The organism is Streptomyces sp. NPDC054841 (genome assembly GCF_053611045.1).
Genome location: NZ_JBSGZO010000150.1, coordinates 16,698 through 17,571, shown reverse-complemented (window position 1 = coordinate 17,571; position 874 = coordinate 16,698). Strand labels below are relative to the sequence as shown.

Here is an 874-nt window from a genome sequence, read left to right as displayed (position 1 = left end):
GCCGTATTGTCTAGGGGTCTTCTCTTCTTGAAGGAGCGGTCCATGACCATGCCCGTCGTCCACTCGCTGCGCGATCAGATCCGCGAGCACATCGTGGAGGGCATCGTCAGCGGCCGCTGGAAGCCGGGCGAGCGGATCGTCGAGCGACGCATCGCGACGGAGCTGGCGGTGAGCCAGACGCCCGTACGGGAGGCGCTGCGCGAGCTGGAGTCCCTGCGGCTCATCGAGTCGGCGCCCAACAAGGGCGTACGGGTACGGAATCTGACGGCGGCCGACCTCGAGGAGAGCTATCCCGTCCGGGCCGGCCTGGAGCAGATCGCGGCGGAGCTGGCCGCGGAGCGGCTGGCGGCGGATTGCTCGGCGCTGGAGCCGCACGTGGCGGCGCTGTACGAGGCGGACCGGGCGGCGGACGGCACGGCGCAGGTGCGGCACACGGTGGCCTTTCACCGGGAGCTGGTGAAGGCGGCGGGCAACGGGGTGCTGCTGCACACGTGGGAGGGCCTCGGGATCGAGGTCTTCACGGCGCTGTCGATCCGGTGGCTGGGGACGAAGCAGAAGTCGTACGCGGAGGAGCACGAGGAACTGGTCGCGGCCTTCCGCCGCCGGGACCCGCAGATCGGCGCGCTGGTCAAGGCCCACGTCCTGGGCTGCGCGCCCCGCGCCTGACCCTCCGGCTCAGGGCACCGGCGCTGCCGCGCTTCCGGGCGCGGCCGGTACGGGGTGCCTCCGGCGGGGTGTGGGTGGGTGATCGGGGGTGCCCCAGGTCGCGGCAGTGCCGTCGCGCGGGGTGCGGTGTGCCCGGTGCCGCGGGCGCGGCCGGTGTGTCCGTCCTCAAACGCCGGACGGGCTTGGGTGATCGGGAGTGCCCCAGGTC

The 874-nt window shown here is 72.9% G+C and carries 1 protein-coding gene; it reads left to right on the top strand.

Annotated elements, in window-relative coordinates:
• The first annotated feature begins 42 nt into the window (after nt 1–42).
• Nucleotides 43–666 (top strand): GntR family transcriptional regulator, encoded by a 624-nt coding sequence (locus tag ACWGI8_RS20870; protein WP_385412902.1) that lies wholly within the window; start codon nt 43–45, stop codon nt 664–666.
• Nucleotides 667–874: the final 208 nt, after the last annotated feature.